Here is a 13786-nt window from a genome sequence, read left to right on the forward strand (position 1 = left end):
TTTATACAGTTAATTTGGTTTGCTGCGCCAGGGCATCATTGTAGTGTTCCTGATAAGCTTGCTGTAAATCTATTACGTCAGCGCCGGATTTTTGTTCGGCTATTGTTTTTAAATAAACGCTGGCAGTTGGCTTTTTGTACTGCAAGTTCTCCACAAATGTTGCTGAAAAAATGATTTGATGCTTTGCTCCCGATCTTTCCGCTATCCGAATAATGCCTTTTTCAAACGCCATAGCATCCACAAAGTTAGAATGCAACTCGCCCTGCGGAAAAATGAGGACGAGACTATCCGGTTCCTTTAATAGTTCGACAGCATAATTTATACTTTTTATGGCATCCCTCGAACCCTTGCTTACAGAGAACGCCCCCAGGTATTTAAAAAAGCCGATCTTCTTCACCGTTTCTTCCAGCACCATTACATGAAACTGCTTTTTTAAAAGTTGGTGGTTAATATAATACATCAAAAATCCATCCCACCAGCTAAAATGGTTGGCTATCAACAACACGGACTTTGATCTGTCGACCGGAATATCGTTGAATTTTACCTGCTCAAAATTTTGAGCCACTATCCGCATGACATAGTTATGGAAAAACCACTTGATCAACTTATTCTTTTGCGGATATATCATAGGCCTTTAGTGCTCTACATTTACCTGTGCGGCAAGTGCTTGTTTATGAAAGGAATTTATCTTTTCAGACAACTCGCTAAAGCTTACCTCGCCGGCTACCCCACAATCAAATAAATGGAAATAAACGGATGGTTTAAGGCTTTCGAAATAATCTATCAATGCGCAATTGTAAACAATTTGGCATGGGCCTTTAATATTCCGTAGTAGCAACTCGATGCCACGTTCAACCTTAATTTCGGTAGTATGGTTTGATATCAGCTCGCCCTGCGGGAATACTACTACCAGGTTTTCGGGGTTTGCCAGCAGGCCTGCTGCATATTGCAGAGACTTGATCATCTCGCGCGATTGCCGGTTGATGGAAAAACCACCAAACAGGTTCAGCAGCATCCGTTTTTGCAGGTGATCTTCCTGCATCATAATGTACAACTTGCGGTGCAGGTGCCAGTATGCTAAAAAATTACCCCAAAGCCCGTCCCACCAGCTAAAGTGGTTGCATAATAATAGTATAGAGTGCCCTGGTTTGGGGGTAAACGGCATTACCTCTAACCGGTTAAAAGCTTTACGCATGCGATAGCGCATGTATTTTGCGAACCAGTTACTAAAAAGATTTACTCTGCGGGCTGGGATCATTGTGGTAAATTAACTAAATATTCGTCCAGTTGTTTGGTAACCAACCAGTGGCCCATATCTACCTCATATACATGGGCGTTTTGTAAACTGCTTATAAAAGGTAACGCCGCTTTTTGGGGGAACAAATTATCGTGCTTTCCAAATATCAGCGTGCATTTAATATCATGCTGATTAATAAGCTCGGCTATTTTTTGTACATCCGGTTTAAGCAGGCGAATAAGATTAAGCGTATAGTAAACATCCAGCCGTTTCTTTTCGGTGTCTATCTCGTTATAAGCTATCGTGTAAAGGCTATCATCGATAAAGTTCACCCGTTTTAGGTTTTTTAGCAGCGAGGGTGCAAGCCATTTGCTTTTGGTGACAACCTTAAACATGTACCGGCCCCATGGTTTATGCATCAAGATCTCAAAACCTTTATAAACGGCAAGGCCGTCGGGCGCCATCAGTATCACTTCATCTATAAGGTCGGGATATTCTTCTACCAGTATAAGCGCAATGTTTGCACCGATGGAATAGCCCATCACGGAGAAACGCTGCCTGCCATGTAGTTTAAACCATTCTTCAACATAAGCCTTCACCAAGTGGCGTGGCATACCGATAAGAATCTGTTGTTCGCTCCAACCTGTTAAGGCACTCTCACCATGAAAGAAGTGATCAAAACCATAAACATGGAAATCCTTTAGAATAGATTTTTCGAGCACATGGAATTGCCTCCCCGTCATGCCGTAACCATGAAACGCCAGCATAGGTTTGCTACCTGTGCCGTATTCATGAAAATGCGCCTTACCTAAGCCATCAATATGAAGAAAACCCATAGGCGGACAATATTAAGAAAATGTTAGTGAAATCAATAAATGCTATCAGTGTTGCGCTTTAATGTAGTTGACTATTGTTTCTGTGGCGCCAATATTTTGCTGCACATAATCTTTAGCAATAACCGCCGATGCATGGCGGGCTTGCTCATCACTCATCAGCCTATTTGCTATTTGATTTAATTCATCCTGAGAATTAATGCTAAAACCTGCACCCAACTCTACAAGGTCTCGTGCTTCTTTAAATTTATGATACTTTGGGCCGAATATCACCGGCATTCCAAAGGCCGCTGCCTCTAAGGTGTTATGAATGCCTGCCCCAAAACCGCCGCCTATGTAAGCTACATCTGCGTATTGGTAAAGTGAAGATAGCATACCGATGTTGTCTATTACCAAATTTGAGATGTTAGATTTGAGATTTGAGATCTCCGAAAACTTTATAGTCGTTTCTGTCGGCAATAGATTTGTTAAACCCTTTATCTTTTCTTCGCTTGTTTCGTGTGGGGCTATTATAAATTTCCAATCAGGGTGTTGTTTAATAACTTCGGCTATCAATTCTTCGTCTTGCGGCCAGGTACTGCCTGCTATAAAAAGCTTTTGGCCATTTTTGAATTGCACTATCTCCGGTAAGTTTTTTGGATTACCTGCGTTAGCCCAAACCCTGTCGAAGCGTGTGTCGCCGCTTATGCTTACATTAGTTATTCCTTTATCATGTAAAAGCTGCTTGGATTGTGCATCCTGCAGAAAGAACCAGGTAACCATTTTTAACATTTTACGATGCAAGCCACCATACCACTTAAAAAAAACCTGCCCCGGTCTGAATATGCCTGAGATGATATACAACGGTATATGCTGTTTGTGTAACTCGTTAAAAAAGTGATACCAATATTCGTATTTGGTAAAAATGGCCATCTGTGGCCTTATTGTGCTGATGAAATGTTGGGCATTGGCCGCCGTATCAAGGGGTAAATAATACACAACATCAGCAAGCGGCGTGTTCTTTCGCGGCTCATAGCCGGAAGGTGAAAAAAAGGTAACAACAATGTTATGAAGCGGGTATTGCTTCTTTACGGCCTCTAAAACCGGCCTTCCCTGTTCAAACTCGCCCAATGAGGCAAAATGAAACCAAATGTTCGATTCTAAAGACTTTATTTGCTGATGTTTTCGTCCATTTATCCATAGTTTGGCTTTATTTTTATAAAGAGAAACCAAAGCTGCCGTTAGGTAGAATAAATGAATGCCGATGTTGTAAATGAAAAGCATTTTTTATGGTAATAGTACTATCTTCGTCGGGTATAAAAGTAACAAATAACAAATCATAAGCTATGAAAATTGCTGTAGTAGGTACAGGCTATGTTGGTCTTGTAACCGGTACGTGTTTAGCCGAAACCGGCAACCAGGTTACGTGCGTTGATATTAACGAACAAAAAGTTAAGATGATGCAGGACGGAAAGGTTCCGATTTACGAACCGGGTTTAGAATTGCTTTTCCATCGTAATATCAGCCAAAAGCGCTTACTTTTCACCAGCGTATTAGCTGATGCAATTGCTGATGCAGAAATTATTTTCCTGGCGTTGCCAACCCCTCCGGGCGGTGATGGCTCTGCCGACCTGAGCTACGTGCTTGGTGCTGCAAAAGATATTGCCAAACTGGTTACCGACTACAAAGTTATTGTTACTAAATCAACCGTACCTGTAGGTACCGCAGATAAGGTTAAGGCGGCTATCAAAGAAAACACCAACATAGAGTGTGCAGTGGTATCAAACCCTGAATTTTTACGCGAAGGTGTAGCCGTTGATGACTTTATGAAGCCCGACCGCGTGGTTGTAGGCACTACCGATGAACGCGCCCGCAAATTAATGGGCGAACTGTATGCACCATATGTACGCCAGGGTAACCCGGTAATTTTTATGGATGAGCGTTCTTCAGAACTTACCAAGTACGCAGCAAACTCATTCCTTGCTACTAAGATCTCTTTCATGAACGAGATTGCCAACCTTTGCGAAGTTGTTGGAGCGGATGTGGATATGGTACGCCGGGGCATAGGGTCAGACAACCGTATCGGCAACCGCTTCCTGTTCTCGGGTATCGGTTACGGCGGTAGCTGTTTCCCTAAGGATGTACAAGCGTTGGCAAAATCTTCAGAAGAAAATCAGTACGAGTTTAAGATCCTTAACTCGGTAATGAAAGTTAACGAGATACAGAAAAAAGTATTGGTTCAAAAACTGAAGAAATACTATAACGGTGATATTAAAGGTAAACACTTTGCAATGTGGGGCCTTGCCTTTAAACCCGAAACAGATGATATCCGTGAAGCACCGGCTTTATACATTATTGATGAATTACTTGCAGGTGGTGCAACGGTAACAGTTTATGACCCTGAGGGTATGAAAAATGTGAAAGCACTGCTTGGTGATAAAATTAATTATGCACAGGACCAATATGAAGCACTACACGGTGCCGATGCGTTACTGATTGTTACTGAGTGGTCTGTGTTCCGCACACCTGATTTTAACAAATTGGTTGAATTACTGCCAAGCAAGGTAATATTTGACGGCCGTAACCTATACGACCTGCAAAAAATGATAGACCTTGGATTTTATTATAACAGTATCGGACGTAAAATTATAAGCTAATGGCCGAACGTAAAAGAGTACTGATAACAGGTGCAGCCGGGTTTCTCGGCTCGCATCTTTGCGATAGATTTATAAAAGAGGATTTCCATGTTATTGGCATGGATAATTTGATAACCGGCGACCTGCGCAACATTGAGCATCTGTTCAAACTCGAGAACTTTGAGTTTTACAACCACGATGTTTCCAAATTTGTGCATGTGCCCGGCGAGTTGCATTACATCCTGCATTTTGCATCGCCGGCCAGCCCTATCGATTATTTGAAGATACCCATCCAAACTTTAAAGGTGGGTTCATTGGGTACGCACAACCTGCTGGGTTTGGCACGTGCTAAAAATGCACGTATGCTTATTGCTTCAACATCAGAGATCTATGGCGACCCAACCGTTAACCCTCAGCCAGAAGAATACTGGGGTAACGTAAATACGGTTGGTCCGCGTGGTGTGTATGATGAGGCAAAACGTTTCCAGGAATCCATCACCATGGCTTACCACACCTTCCATGGTTTGGAAACCCGCATTGTGCGCATCTTTAATACCTATGGCCCTCGTATGCGCCTTAATGATGGCCGTGTTTTACCTGCCTTTATCGGCCAGGCTTTGCGTGGCGAGCCGTTAACCATGTTTGGCGATGGTTCGCAAACCCGTTCGTTCTGTTATGTTGATGACCTGATAGAGGGTATCTACCGATTGCTGTTCAGCGACTACGCACAGCCCATGAATATCGGTAACCCGGATGAGATAACCATCAAGGAATTTGGGGAAGAGATCATTAAACTTACCGGCACAAACCAGGAGTTGATAAGCCTGCCCTTGCCAACCGATGACCCAAAGCAACGCAGGCCGGATATTACCAAAGCCAGAGCAATTTTAGGCTGGGAGCCAAAGGTATCCCGTGCGGAAGGTTTGAAGATCACTTACAATTATTTTAAGTCTTTGCCTGAACACGAGATAAAACATAAGGATTTTACCTATTACAATAAGTAGGCAAATAGCGTTAAACAGTAAATAATTAGCTGTACATTTACCGCTCCCTAAACACGCCTTTACATATGAAAATATTAGTTACCGGGGGATTGGGCTTTATTGGCTCGCACACCGTTGTAGAGTTGGTTAATGCCGGTTATGACCCGGTTATTGTTGATGACCTTTCTAACTCAGACATTAAGATACTTGACCAGTTGGCTAAAATTATAGGTTTTACACCTAAATTTTACCAACTTAATTTGTGTGACGAAGCAGCGGTAAAACAACTCGCTGCTGATGAAGCAGACATTACCGGCATCATTCACTTTGCTGCATCAAAAGCAGTTGGCGAATCGGTACAAAATCCTCTGAAATATTATTACAACAACTTTTACTCGTTAATAAACCTGTTAAGGGTTTACGAAGGTAAAAAACTAAACTTTGTATTTTCATCAAGCTGTACTGTGTATGGCCAGCCCGATGTTTTACCGGTTACAGAAGATGCACCTGTTAAAGCAGCCGAATCTCCATACGGTAATACCAAGCAAATTGCAGAGGAGATATTAAAAGATGTTGTAAAATCGGGCAGTACATTTAATATAACGGCTTTGCGTTATTTTAACCCGGTTGGCGCACATGAAACGGCGTTGATAGGCGAACTTCCTATAGGCGTACCTCAAAACCTGGTACCATTTATTACCCAGACGGCGATAGGCAAACGTGAAAAGATCACCGTTTTTGGCAACGACTATAATACGCCCGATGGCAGCTGTATACGCGATTACATACATGTGGTAGATCTTGCCAAAGCACACGTGGCAGCTATTAAACTAATGGAGCAACCGGATTTTAAAGGATACGATGTATTTAACATTGGCACCGGCACCGGCTCAACCGTATTGGAAGTTATTAAAGCTTTTGAAGCATCAACCGGTGTAAAGCTTAATTACCAGATAGGCGCAAGGCGCGAAGGTGATATCGAAAAAGTATGGGGAGATGTTACCAAATCTGCCCAAAAGCTAAACTGGAAAGCCGACCTTGACCTTGATACGATGATGTCATCTGCCTGGGCTTGGGAACAATATATTGCAGCCAATCCGTTATAAGTAAGATGAATACACCTGCAAAAAAAATCATCATCACTGGTGGTGCCGGTTTTATAGGCTCACATGTTGTACGCCGGTTTGTTACCAACTACCCGGATTATCAGATCATCAATCTTGATAAGTTAACTTATGCCGGTAACCTTGCCAATTTAAAGGATATCGAACATTTGCCCAATTACCGGTTTGTTAAAGGTGATATTGTAGACATTGCTTTTATAAATTCTTTATTTGAGCAGGAAAAGCCTGATGCTGTGATACACCTTGCAGCCGAGTCTCACGTTGACCGTTCTATCACCAACCCACTTGAGTTTGTGATGACCAACGTTGTTGGTACCGTTAACCTGCTTAACGCAGCCAAAAACCTCTGGAAAGGCAACTACGAGAACAAGCGTTTTTACCATGTATCTACAGATGAGGTGTACGGCACGCTGGGTGAAACTGATATGTTCGGGGAAGATACTGCTTATGATCCACATTCCCCGTACTCGGCTTCTAAAGCCGGATCAGACCATTTTGTGCGTGCTTACCATGATACTTACGGTTTAAATACCGTTATATCTAATTGCTCAAATAATTATGGCTCGTATCACTTCCCTGAAAAATTGATACCTTTGGCCATTCATAACATTACGCAGAACAAACCTGTACCGGTTTATGGTAAAGGGGAGAACGTACGTGACTGGCTTTGGGTTGAAGACCATGCCCGTGCTATTGATGTGATATTTCACAAAGCAGCGGCAGGTACTACGTACAACATAGGCGGCCATAACGAGTGGAAAAACATTGATCTTATTCACCTGTTATGTAATATACTGGACCGCAAATTAGGCCGCGAACAAGGTGAATCAGCAAAACTGATCACCTATGTGACAGACCGGGCCGGCCACGACCTGAGATATGCTATAGATGCAACCAAACTAAAAAATGAATTGGGCTGGGAACCATCAATAACTTTTGAGGAAGGATTGGAAAAAACCGTAGAATGGTATCTTGCTAACCAAAAGTGGCTTGATGATGTGACCAGTGGCCACTACCAGGACTATTACAAAGAGCAGTACGCCGATAGATAAGAGATGTTTGGACTATTTAAGAAGAAAACTAAGGAAGTAACCGCACAAAATCCAAATTTAAGCTACAGTGGAATAATGGTAGACATGCACTCGCATGTTTTGCCGGGAATTGACGACGGCGCTCAAAATCCCCAGGAATCAATTGTTCTGATCAAAACGATGATGGCGCTTGGCATTAAAAAAATCATTGCTACGCCACACATTATGATAGATTACTATCGCAATGAGCCTGATAATATCAATGCTGCGCTTGAAACGCTAAAGGCTGAGTTAAAAGCACAGAACATTGATATTGAAGTACAAGCTGCTGCCGAACACTACTTTGATGAAACCTTTGAGAAACGCATATCAGAACGCCGGGTAATGACCATGGGCGATAATTACGTACTTTTTGAGTTGTCTTTTATTAATCAGCCGCCAAATGTTATCCCTGTTATTCAGAAAATGAAGGACATGGGTTACAAACCAATACTGGCCCATCCTGAAAGATATGCATACATGGGTATTGAGCAAATGCAAACCATAAAAAGCTGGGGCTGCGACCTGCAATTGAACACCATATCCCTCACCGGTTATTACGGCAAACATGTGCAAAAAAAGGCAGAAGAAATGGTTGATGCACATTTAGTAGATTTTATATCAAGTGATATGCACCACCCTCGCCATGCCGCGGCCTTTGAAAAAGCATTAGGCACTGCTTATCTTGAAAAACTTCTTACAGAGCACCCATTGAAAAACAGTCTATTATAAGACTGTTATTGCAGATAAAAAAAGAAAGCCGCTTTGTTAAGCGGCTTTCTTTTTTTATTACTCATATCTTAACGCCTCAACCGGGTCAAGCCGTGATGCTTTCTTTGCAGGATAAAATCCTGAAGAAAGACCAATAATAGTGCATAATGCAATTGCTGAAAATAGCCAGAACCATGGCACCACAAAACTACCGCTGATATTTACCGCAATGAGGTTGCCGGCGGCCATACCTAAAATTATACCGCCTACGCCGCCCATCAGGCAAATTACTATTGCTTCTATTAAAAACTGCTTGCGTATAACCGACGGCGTGGCCCCTATCGACTTCCTCAAGCCGATCTCGCGCGTGCGCTCGGTAACAGATACCAGCATAATATTCATTAAGCCAATTGCTGCGCCTAACAAGGTTATGATACCGATCGCAAATCCCGCGATGGTCATGCCCGCGAGTTGGCCTGACAATTCCTGCTGAATAGAATCGCTGCGCGAGATCTCAAAATTGTCGTCCTGCCCAATTCTCACACCACGGATGTTCCGCATAAGAGAAGTGGCTTCTCCTATACTGGCATCTAACACATCGGGGCTGTTTACACTTACGGTAATAGCGTATGATACTTTTCTTGATGTATCTACCATTTGCCTTGCTTTTTGCAATGGCACAATGCAAAATTTATCGCCGCCAAAACTGTTGCTTCCTTTAGGGGCCACTACGCCAATGATCCTCAGTTTATTGCTGCCTAATAGGATATACTTGTTTATCGGATCCTCATTCTTAAAAAGTTTGGCTTTAACTTCGTCACCTACAATAACAACATTAGCTCCGTGTTCTAACTCTGATAATGAAAAATTGCGGCCAAATGCCAGCTTATGGCCTTTTATAGCCAGGTAATTATCGTTACTACCGGTAACCGAAATATTGGGGTTTGATTTTACACTGTTATATTTTGCTACGGCAGTACCGGTTACGCTAAGATCTACACTGGTGCGTGCAGGTAGTTTATAAATATCGAGGAACTTTTCAGCTTGTGCATAGGTAATAGCCGGGTACATTTTACGATGGCCACCGTTACCAAAACTAATACCCGAACCGCGATTTTGTACCGTAAATGAGTTGGCACCTAAACCGGCAAAGGCATCATTGGTGAACTGTTTAATACCTTCAATGGCCGTTAATATTCCTACCAGGGCCATAATACCGATAGCAATGATCAGCGCCGTTAAAGAAGTTCGCAAACGGTTGCCGCCGATGGATTGCAGTGCAATGGAAATATTTTCTTTCAGGCTGGTTTTTACTGCCATGCTATAAATATAGGAATTATGCAGTTTTGACTATCGCCTACGGTGCTTTGTTACATGCCTTTAACTTATTTACTTAAAATTATCATAATAGGCCAAAAAGTTTTAGTTTTAATGATACCAAGCCCGCATCATGAAAACTCTAAAACTACTATTTTTATTAAGCTGCCTGACTTTGGCAAGCCGAGCACAAAAGATCATCCGATCTAATGTTGATCTAAACGAACAAACAATTGTTAAGGACTCGACAGGTAAAATACTACCTTATAATTATTGGAAAGAACAACTGGCAAGCGGCAATTATTCAGTAAGGCAAACTATTACGCATGTAAAGGACGGCCGTACAAATAAGGTTAAAAAAGATACCACCGCTTTTGTGCTTACCTGGCTTGATGAGGCGGGGAGAAAAAGGCTTGCCGAATACAAAAAAAGTTTTGCGTCACAGCAATCTGAAACCGCGCAAGAACAACAGGCAACAACATCTAACACGGTTTTAAAAGCAGAGGAACCCTATCGTTACGTGCCTACCCGGTTACCTCGCACATCAGAGGGGTTTGTGAATGGAGAACCCATGGAGCCTTTCAAAGAAAGCACTATTGATGGTAAAAAAATAGATATAAAAGCACTTAAGGGTAAAATAGTAGTACTAAATTTCTGGTTCATCAATTGCCCGGCTTGCCGGGACGAGATGCCGGAGCTAAACAAAGTTGTGGCTGAATATAGCGCAGATCCCAACATAATATTTGTTGGCCTCAGCCTCGATAAGCGCTGGGAGATAAAAGATTTCTTAAAAAAGATGCCTTTTGATTTTCAGCATATTGCTGACGCCAGGTACTATGGCGATAAGTATAAAGTGAACCTTTATCCTACAACTGTTGTGATAGATAAAGAAGGCATCATCAGATTCAACTCCGTTGGTTCTGATAACACCGGTTATTGGATAAAGAAAACCATAGAAGATATTAAAGCACAGAACATGTAAAAACAACAAAGGCGCCCACAAGGCGCCTTTGTTTATCAAGATCTTTTATTTATACAGAGAATGATGTACCGCAACCGCAAGTGCTTGCCGCGTTAGGATTGTTAAAGGTAAAGCCACGAGCGTTAAGGCCATCCTGAAAATCAATTTGCATACCGGCAAGGTAAAGGCCATGCGCTTTATGCATAAATACTTTTATGCCCTCGATATAATATTCCTGGTCGCCATCTTTTTTCTGATCGAAGCCCAAAACATAATTCATGCCCGAGCAGCCTCCGCCTTCAACACCTACACGCAGGCCAAAGTCGTCGGCAATTTCTTGTTGTTCTTTTAGTTTATAAAGTTCTTTTACGGCACCTTCAGTAAAAGTTACAGGGGCGGTTAAAGTTTCAGCGGTAACACTCATCTTATTTTTTATCAAACTATACAAATATAAATCTAAAATACGGATTTTTGTTCGCACCTATTATTTATGACCTCTGCCTAACAGAAACAACATGGCCGCATACAGTTATCTATTCGATATTTTAAAGTACACCCTTGCCGGCATCGGCGTGGTCTATATCGCGTTTTATCTTTTAAAACCCTATCTGGACAAATCACAGAATTTACAGGCTTTGAAAATAAGGAAAGCGATTAGTAACCAAACGCTGCCTTTACGCTTGCAGGCATATGAGCGCCTGGTATTGTTCATTGATAGAGTAGACCCTGCAAACATGCTGGTTCGTTTAAACGGTAACGGATACAGTGCAGTTGAGTTATACAACATCATATTAAATGAGGTACGTACAGAATATCAGCACAACGTTACCCAGCAGATATATGTAAGCACCCAGGCATGGGGCACCGTTAGGCGTATTAAAGATGATACTATAAACCTGGTTACCAATGCCACGCAAAGCCTCCCGGCAGGTGCAACCGGGCTTGATCTGGGCAAAGCCGTTCTAAACCATCTTTCCAAATTGGAAAGCAGCCCATATGAGTTGGCTACCGCCATAGTACGTAAGGATATGGATAATATATTTTAACGTATCATGGCAGATAAAAAGTTTACTACCACATCGGGCATTCAATTCAAAGAAGTTTATACCGAGCCATCGGGTATGGATGAATTGCCCGGGCAGTTCCCGTACACGCGCGGCATCCAGAAAGATATGTACCGTGGCAAGCCGTGGACCATGCGTCAGTATGCCGGTTTTTCAACAGCCGAAGAATCCAACAAGCGCTACCACTATCTACTTAGCCAGGGTACCATGGGCCTGTCAGTAGCATTTGACCTGCCAACGCAGATAGGTTATGATAGCGACCATGCCCTATCCGAAGGTGAGGTAGGAAAAGTAGGTGTAGCGATAGATTCTTTAAAGGATATGGAGATATTGTTCGATGGCATACAGCTTAAGGATATCACTACCTCCATGACCATTAATGCAACTGCATCTATATTGTTAGCGATGTATATCGCATTGGCAAAGAGGCAGGGGGCAGATATCAAGCAGATATCGGGCACTATCCAAAACGATATATTAAAGGAGTACGCTGCGCGCGGTACCTATATCTATCCGCCGGAGCCATCCATGCGCCTGATAACCGATATTTTTGAATATTGCAGTAAGGAAATACCTAAATGGAATACCATATCTATATCTGGCTACCACATTCGCGAAGCGGGCTCAACCGCGGTACAGGAACTTGCCTTTACTTTAGCTAATGGTAAAACTTATTTAAAGGCTGCTTTGGATAAAGGTTTGGACATAAACGTGTTTGCCAAACGGCTTTCATTCTTCTTTAACTGCCATAACAACTTTTTCGAGGAGATAGCCAAATTCCGCGCGGCACGCAGGATGTGGGCCAATATCACCAAAGAACTGGGTGCTACTGATGCAGGTGCGCAAAAAATGCGTTTTCATACCCAAACAGGTGGCTCAACACTTACGGCACAACAACCTATGAATAACATTGTGCGTGTAAGCAACCAGGCGCTTGCTGCAGTGCTGGGTGGTACACAATCGCTGCATACCAATGGTTACGACGAGGCATTGTCTTTACCAACAGAGGCTGCCGCAAAAATAGCCCTTCGCACGCAGCAGATCATAGCATTTGAAAGCGGGGTTACCGATACCGTGGATCCGCTGGCCGGTTCTTACTTTGTGGAAGCACTAACCAATGAATTGGAAGCAGCCGCATATGTATATATAGATAAGATAGATGCGATGGGTGGATCTGTAAAAGCTATAGAGCAGGATTATATTCAGCAGGAAATAGCTGCTGCTGCCTACGAATACCAAAATGACATTGAAAGCGGCGACCGCGTATTGGTTGGTGTTAACAAATTTACACAGCAGGAAGAAGTTGCACCGCCGGTATTCCGCATTGACGATTCTATCAGGATACAGCAAACCCAAAAACTTGAGATGTTAAAAAAGGAGCGCAATAATAACGAAGTTAAGGACGCTTTAAAAAACTTAAGCCTTGCCGCTAAGGGTACCGAAAACCTGATGCCATACATATTAACCGCAGTAGAAAGCTATGCCACACTTGGCGAAATTGCCGATGAATTGCGCAACATCTTTGGGGAATATTAACAGTTGATTATTTGCTTTTTAAGATAATACATCAACTAATAATTGACGAAATTTATCTTCAAAAACCCACAACATTTAACAACAAATAGTTGTTGAAACTCGTAAAAATGCGATAGGATAAAGTGAAGGGGTCTTTTGCCTGCCTGCATGCGAAATATAAAATAAAATATTCGTTTTTAGCTTAAAAAAGGCATTTTTTTCAAATATTTATTTCTTAAAAAAGTTCAATTTTAATTTTTTAATCCGCCTTTTTTTTGAATATTCGATGTTCCGTACTGAGCCCAAAAGCTCAAAGGTTGGGACACTGGAAATCAAGAAATTACTGATACTTCATT

14 protein-coding genes are annotated in these 13786 nt (G+C 42.3%); 8 read left to right on the forward strand and 6 right to left on the reverse strand.

Annotation, left to right across the window (positions count from 1 at the left end; all coding sequences use genetic code 11):
* Position 1: 1 nt before the first annotated feature.
* Genes INP83_RS21055 through INP83_RS21070 form a run of 4 tightly spaced genes read right to left on the reverse strand, consistent with a single transcriptional unit; the run spans position 2 to position 3333 of the window.
* On the reverse strand, positions 2-628 hold the full coding sequence (locus INP83_RS21055; RefSeq protein WP_219125797.1) for a lysophospholipid acyltransferase family protein: 627 nt from the start codon (positions 626-628) through the stop codon (positions 2-4).
* 6 nt (positions 629-634) lie between these two features.
* Positions 635-1258 carry a lysophospholipid acyltransferase family protein gene (locus tag INP83_RS21060; protein ID WP_219125798.1) on the reverse strand — a complete coding sequence of 208 codons (624 nt, stop codon included), beginning with the start codon at positions 1256-1258 and terminating at the stop codon, positions 635-637.
* Complete coding sequence (locus tag INP83_RS21065; protein ID WP_219125799.1) at positions 1255-2073, reverse strand: alpha/beta fold hydrolase; 819 nt, start codon at positions 2071-2073, stop codon at positions 1255-1257. The genes INP83_RS21060 and INP83_RS21065 overlap by 4 nt, the downstream gene beginning before the upstream one ends.
* 45 nt (positions 2074-2118) lie before the next feature.
* Entirely contained in the window at positions 2119-3333 is a 1215-nt protein-coding gene (locus tag INP83_RS21070; RefSeq protein WP_219125800.1) for a 3-deoxy-D-manno-octulosonic acid transferase, read from the reverse strand.
* 62 nt (positions 3334-3395) lie between these two features.
* Between INP83_RS21070 and INP83_RS21075 the strand changes: the two genes are divergently transcribed.
* The 5 genes from INP83_RS21075 to INP83_RS21095 all read left to right on the forward strand — a co-directional run bounded on the left by INP83_RS21075 (position 3396) and on the right by INP83_RS21095 (position 8594).
* A complete protein-coding gene (locus INP83_RS21075; protein ID WP_146272531.1) occupies positions 3396-4706 on the forward strand; it encodes a UDP-glucose/GDP-mannose dehydrogenase family protein in 1311 nt (436 codons plus the stop codon).
* Entirely contained in the window at positions 4706-5689 is a 984-nt protein-coding gene (locus tag INP83_RS21080) for a UDP-glucuronic acid decarboxylase family protein (RefSeq protein WP_219125801.1), read from the forward strand. Before INP83_RS21075 ends, INP83_RS21080 begins: the two co-directional genes overlap by 1 nt.
* A 65-nt stretch (positions 5690-5754) precedes the next feature.
* The gene (gene galE, locus INP83_RS21085; protein ID WP_219125802.1) at positions 5755-6774 is read left to right on the forward strand and encodes a UDP-glucose 4-epimerase GalE; all 1020 of its coding nucleotides are present in this window, start codon (positions 5755-5757) and stop codon (positions 6772-6774) included.
* A 5-nt stretch (positions 6775-6779) separates the two neighbouring features.
* Positions 6780-7844, forward strand: coding sequence for a dTDP-glucose 4,6-dehydratase (rfbB, locus tag INP83_RS21090; RefSeq protein WP_219125803.1), 1065 nt, complete (start codon positions 6780-6782; stop codon positions 7842-7844).
* 3 nt (positions 7845-7847) lie between these two features.
* A complete protein-coding gene (locus INP83_RS21095) occupies positions 7848-8594 on the forward strand; it encodes a tyrosine-protein phosphatase (RefSeq protein WP_219125804.1) in 747 nt (248 codons plus the stop codon).
* 57 nt (positions 8595-8651) lie between these two features.
* On the opposite strand, the gene INP83_RS21100 is transcribed toward INP83_RS21095, so the two are convergent.
* Positions 8652-9893, reverse strand: a complete 1242-nt coding sequence (locus INP83_RS21100) for an ABC transporter permease (RefSeq protein ID WP_219125805.1) — start codon at positions 9891-9893, stop codon at positions 8652-8654.
* Positions 9894-10023: 130 nt separating this feature from the next.
* Here INP83_RS21100 and INP83_RS21105 point away from each other — a divergent pair, with 130 nt between their 5' ends.
* On the forward strand, positions 10024-10872 hold the full coding sequence (locus INP83_RS21105; protein WP_146272521.1) for a TlpA disulfide reductase family protein: 849 nt from the start codon (positions 10024-10026) through the stop codon (positions 10870-10872).
* Positions 10873-10921: 49 nt separating this feature from the next.
* Here the strand turns inward: INP83_RS21105 and INP83_RS21110 are convergent, their stop codons facing one another.
* Positions 10922-11275: an iron-sulfur cluster assembly accessory protein gene (locus tag INP83_RS21110; protein ID WP_146272519.1), complete on the reverse strand. Its 354-nt coding sequence runs from the start codon at positions 11273-11275 to the stop codon at positions 10922-10924.
* 91 nt (positions 11276-11366) lie between these two features.
* On the opposite strand from INP83_RS21110, the gene INP83_RS21115 reads away from it, so the two are divergent.
* Positions 11367-11897 carry a hypothetical protein gene (locus tag INP83_RS21115; protein WP_219125806.1) on the forward strand — a complete coding sequence of 177 codons (531 nt, stop codon included), beginning with the start codon at positions 11367-11369 and terminating at the stop codon, positions 11895-11897.
* Positions 11898-11903: 6 nt separating this feature from the next.
* Positions 11904-13451: a methylmalonyl-CoA mutase gene (locus INP83_RS21120; protein WP_219125807.1), complete on the forward strand. Its 1548-nt coding sequence runs from the start codon at positions 11904-11906 to the stop codon at positions 13449-13451.
* The last annotated feature ends 335 nt before the right edge of the window (positions 13452-13786 follow it).

It is taken from the genome of Mucilaginibacter sp. 21P, from assembly GCF_019331605.1.
GTDB lineage: Bacteria > Bacteroidota > Bacteroidia > Sphingobacteriales > Sphingobacteriaceae > Mucilaginibacter > Mucilaginibacter achroorhodeus.

Coding starts and splice junctions, on each gene's coding strand:
- INP83_RS21055 (WP_219125797.1), bottom strand. CDS start 628: ATGATATATCCGCAAAAGAATAAGTTGATCAAGTGGTTTTTCCATAAC.
- INP83_RS21060 (WP_219125798.1), bottom strand. CDS start 1,258: ATGATCCCAGCCCGCAGAGTAAATCTTTTTAGTAACTGGTTCGCAAAA.
- INP83_RS21065 (WP_219125799.1), bottom strand. CDS start 2,073: ATGGGTTTTCTTCATATTGATGGCTTAGGTAAGGCGCATTTTCATGAA.
- INP83_RS21070 (WP_219125800.1), bottom strand. CDS start 3,333: ATGCTTTTCATTTACAACATCGGCATTCATTTATTCTACCTAACGGCA.
- INP83_RS21075 (WP_146272531.1), top strand. CDS start 3,396: ATGAAAATTGCTGTAGTAGGTACAGGCTATGTTGGTCTTGTAACCGGT.
- INP83_RS21080 (WP_219125801.1), top strand. CDS start 4,706: ATGGCCGAACGTAAAAGAGTACTGATAACAGGTGCAGCCGGGTTTCTC.
- galE (WP_219125802.1), top strand. CDS start 5,755: ATGAAAATATTAGTTACCGGGGGATTGGGCTTTATTGGCTCGCACACC.
- rfbB (WP_219125803.1), top strand. CDS start 6,780: ATGAATACACCTGCAAAAAAAATCATCATCACTGGTGGTGCCGGTTTT.
- INP83_RS21095 (WP_219125804.1), top strand. CDS start 7,848: ATGTTTGGACTATTTAAGAAGAAAACTAAGGAAGTAACCGCACAAAAT.
- INP83_RS21100 (WP_219125805.1), bottom strand. CDS start 9,893: ATGGCAGTAAAAACCAGCCTGAAAGAAAATATTTCCATTGCACTGCAA.
- INP83_RS21105 (WP_146272521.1), top strand. CDS start 10,024: ATGAAAACTCTAAAACTACTATTTTTATTAAGCTGCCTGACTTTGGCA.
- INP83_RS21110 (WP_146272519.1), bottom strand. CDS start 11,275: ATGAGTGTTACCGCTGAAACTTTAACCGCCCCTGTAACTTTTACTGAA.
- INP83_RS21115 (WP_219125806.1), top strand. CDS start 11,367: ATGGCCGCATACAGTTATCTATTCGATATTTTAAAGTACACCCTTGCC.
- INP83_RS21120 (WP_219125807.1), top strand. CDS start 11,904: ATGGCAGATAAAAAGTTTACTACCACATCGGGCATTCAATTCAAAGAA.